Raw genomic sequence first — 3588 nt, forward strand, 5'->3', positions numbered from 1 at the left:
GGCGCACCTGAACCGGCACATCCGGCAGCCGCCGGGCCAGGTCCCCGCGCAGGTGGTCAGCCAAATACACCGGGACCTTGCCGGCGTCCGGATTGTAAATGAGCACAATCCGCTCAAAACACCCGGAAGAGGAACCATTCATACCACCAGCTTAATCACCGCGAACGCGAGACAGAGCCATCGAAATACCCGGGCTCGGGGCCGGCTCCGAGCCCATTCGCATTTGCCACGCCGGCCCATGGCAGATGCGCTGATATCGGCGCTTGCAGGTCCTGCAGCCCGGTGTTCGGATTTGTATGTGCCGTTTGGCCTGAGGAATGGGAGCTTCATCCACAGGGGCGGGGCTACGCTCCGGGGGTGTTGGCCCGCCCGTATCAGCGGGGGGCCGGATCCGGCTGCTTCTGTCATACCCGCTTGGTGGGTTCCCTGTTTCACATCACGGGCCGGACCGTGCCCACAGTATTTTCGGCTCCCGCCGGCTGATGAGCCAACCGTCGTAAAAGCGGGCTGTGGTCTGGGCTCTGCAGGAATAATGAAAGCAATTCCTGATTCGTGCGAGGCCCGTCTGCCCCCCTGCACGTCCTATGCCGGCACTGCCGCCCGGGCGGATTCCGAAATCAACCGTGGGTCCGGAAATGATGAGAAATCCCTCATAAATCAACCTTTTCCCAACCGGATGCTGAGAAAAATTGCTTCAGGAAATGCGGGAAGAATTATTACCGCAATTAGCGCCGGAGACCCAAGAACCGGCGGCAGAAAGACGTCCCGCAAATCTGGAAGCGGTGCCGATGCGGCACATTGAAATCTAGTGTTTGGAGAAAACCGTGCAGAACAAGACCCGACAGATCATTGGAACGGCGGCCGTCGCCGGCATTTTCCTCGCCGGCGGAATCACCGGATCGCAGGCAGCGGACGATGTTGAAGATCCCGCCGCCGCGGCCGAAACCGTAGCCGCAGAGACCATCGCCGACGAGGCTCCGGTTGAGGAGGCTCCGGCTGAAGACCCCGCTGAGGAAGCGGATCAGGACGAAGCCGCCGAGGATGCGGCTGAGGCTGAGGAGGATGCCGCGGAGGAGGCTGAGGACGCCGCCGAGGCTCCGGCTGAGGAGGACCCGGCTGAGGAAGCGGATCAGGACGAAGCCGCGGAGGATGCGGCTGAGGCTGAGGAGGATGCCGCGGAGGAGGCTGAGGACGCCGCCGAGGCTCCGGCTGAGGAGGACCCGGCTGAGGAAGCGGATCAGGACGAAGCCGCGGAGGATGCGGCTGAGGCTGAGGAGGATGCCGCGGAGGAGGCTGAGGACGCCGCCGAGGCTCCGGCTGAGGAGGCTCCGGTCGAGGAAGCCCCGGTTGAGGAGGCTCCGGTTGAGGAGGCTCCGGTCGAGGAAGCTCCGGTTGAGGAGGCTCCGGCCGAGGAAGCTCCGGTCGAGGAGGCCGAGGTTGAGGACGAGGCCGAGGACGAGGACGCGCTGGAGGGTGTTGAGGAACAGGCCGAAGCCATCGCCCACGTTGCCGAGGATGAATTCGACGCCGCCGAGGAAGCTCTGGGTGAGCTGGAGGAAGGCGCAGTGTCGGATGCGGAGCTGGCAGCGGCCCAGGCTGAGGCTGACCGGCTCGAAGACGCCATGGAGGCGGCCGATCAGGTGGCCAAGGATACCGTTGAGGCCGCTGAGGAAGCCCAGGAGAACGGTGCCCCGCTTCCTGTAGCCGCTGCCGAACCCGTCGCTGCAGCTCCGGCACCGGTTGTTGAGGGCTAGGTTTTCCGCCCCTGAAGGTTATGGTCGGGCCTGCCGCACATGTGCGGCAGGCCCGACCATAACCTTCAGGGGCGGAAAACCTAGCCCTCAACAACCGGTGCCGGAGCTGCAGCGACGGGTTCGGCAGCGGCTACAGGAAGCGGGGCACCGTTCTCCTGGGCTTCCTCAGCGGCCTCAACGGTATCCTTGGCCACCTGATCGGCCGCCTCCATGGCGTCTTCGAGCCGGTCAGCCTCAGCCTGGGCCGCTGCCAGCTCCGCATCCGACACTGCGCCTTCCTCCAGCTCACCCAGAGCTTCCTCGGCGGCGTCGAATTCATCCTCGGCAACGTGGGCGATGGCTTCGGCCTGTTCCTCAACACCCTCCAGCGCGTCCTCGTCCTCGGCCTCGTCCTCAACCTCGGCCTCCTCGACCGGAGCTTCCTCGGCCGGAGCCTCCTCAACCGGAGCTTCCTCGACCGGAGCCTCCTCAACCGGAGCCTCCTCAACCGGGGCTTCCTCGACCGGAGCCTCCTCAGCCGGAGCCTCGGCGGCGTCCTCAGCCTCCTCCGCGGCATCCTCCTCAGCCTCAGCCGCATCCTCCGCGGCTTCGTCCTGATCCGCTTCCTCAGCCGGGTCCTCCTCAGCCGGAGCCTCGGCGGCGTCCTCAGCCTCCTCCGCGGCATCCTCCTCAGCCTCAGCCGCATCCTCCGCGGCTTCGTCCTGATCCGCTTCCTCAGCCGGGTCCTCCTCAGCCGGAGCCTCGGCGGCGTCCTCAGCCTCCTCCGCGGCATCCTCCTCAGCCTCAGCCGCATCCTCGGCGGCTTCGTCCTGATCCGCTTCCTCAGCGGGGTCTTCAGCCGGAGCCTCCTCAACCGGAGCCTCGTCGGCGATGGTCTCTGCGGCTACGGTTTCGGCCGCGGCGGCGGGATCTTCAACATCGTCCGCTGCCTGCGATCCGGTGATTCCGCCGGCGAGGAAAATGCCGGCGACGGCCGCCGTTCCAATGATCTGTCGGGTCTTGTTCTGCACGGTTTTCTCCAAACACTAGATTTCAATGTGCCGCATCGGCACCGCTTCCAGATTTGCGGGACGTCTTTCTGCCGCCGGTTCTTGGGTCTCCGGCGCTAATTGCGGTAATAATTCTTCCCGCATTTCCTGAAGCAATTTTTCTCAGCATCCGGTTGGGAAAAGGTTGATTTATGAGGGATTTCTCATCATTTCCGGACCCACGGTTGATTTCGGAATCCGCCCGGGCGGCAGTGCCGGCATAGGACGTGCAGGGGGGCAGACGGGCCTCGCACGAATCAGGAATTGCTTTCATTATTCCTGCAGAGCCCAGACCACAGCCCGCTTTTACGACGGTTGGCTCATCAGCCGGCGGGAGCCGAAAATACTGTGGGCACGGTCCGGCCCGTGATGTGAAACAGGGAACCCACCAAGCGGGTATGACAGAAGCAGCCGGATCCGGCCCCCCGCTGATACGGGCGGGCCAACACCCCCGGAGCGTAGCCCCGCCCCTGTGGATGAAGCTCCCATTCCTCAGGCCAAACGGCACATACAAATCCGAACACCGGGCTGCAGGACCTGCAAGCGCCGATATCAGCGCATCTGCCATGGGCCGGCGTGGCAAATGCGAATGGGCTCGGAGCCGGCCCCGAGCCCGGGTATTTCGATGGCTCTGTCTCGCGTTCGCGGTGATTAAGCTGGTGGTATGAATGGTTCCTCTTCCGGGTGTTTTGAGCGGATTGTGCTCATTTACAATCCGGACGCCGGCAAGGTCCCGGTGTATTTGGCTGACCACCTGCGCGGGGACCTGGCCCGGCGGCTGCCGGATGTGCCGGTTCAGGTGCGCC

General features: G+C 64.4%; 4 protein-coding genes. 2 read left to right on the forward strand and 2 right to left on the reverse strand.

Annotated features, from left to right (window positions below; translation table 11 throughout):
- Nucleotides 1–532 precede the first annotated feature (532 nt).
- Nucleotides 533–802, forward strand: a complete 270-nt coding sequence (locus AC5RWU_RS23870) for a hypothetical protein (RefSeq protein WP_493986657.1) — start codon at nucleotides 533–535, stop codon at nucleotides 800–802.
- 22 nt (nucleotides 803–824) lie between these two features.
- Nucleotides 825–1754: a hypothetical protein gene (locus AC5RWU_RS23875; protein WP_493986658.1), complete on the forward strand. Its 930-nt coding sequence runs from the start codon at nucleotides 825–827 to the stop codon at nucleotides 1752–1754.
- An 80-nt stretch (nucleotides 1755–1834) separates the two neighbouring features.
- On the opposite strand, the gene AC5RWU_RS23880 is transcribed toward AC5RWU_RS23875, so the two are convergent.
- Nucleotides 1835–2764, reverse strand: a complete 930-nt coding sequence (locus AC5RWU_RS23880; RefSeq protein WP_493986658.1) for a hypothetical protein — start codon at nucleotides 2762–2764, stop codon at nucleotides 1835–1837.
- Nucleotides 2765–2786: 22 nt separating this feature from the next.
- Complete coding sequence (locus tag AC5RWU_RS23885) at nucleotides 2787–3056, reverse strand: hypothetical protein (RefSeq protein WP_493986657.1); 270 nt, start codon at nucleotides 3054–3056, stop codon at nucleotides 2787–2789.
- Nucleotides 3057–3588: the final 532 nt, after the last annotated feature.

The organism is Arthrobacter sp. B0427-1-12 (genome assembly GCF_059092905.1).

Coding starts and splice junctions, on each gene's coding strand:
- AC5RWU_RS23870 (WP_493986657.1), top strand. CDS start 533: ATGAAAGCAATTCCTGATTCGTGCGAGGCCCGTCTGCCCCCCTGCACG.
- AC5RWU_RS23885 (WP_493986657.1), bottom strand. CDS start 3,056: ATGAAAGCAATTCCTGATTCGTGCGAGGCCCGTCTGCCCCCCTGCACG.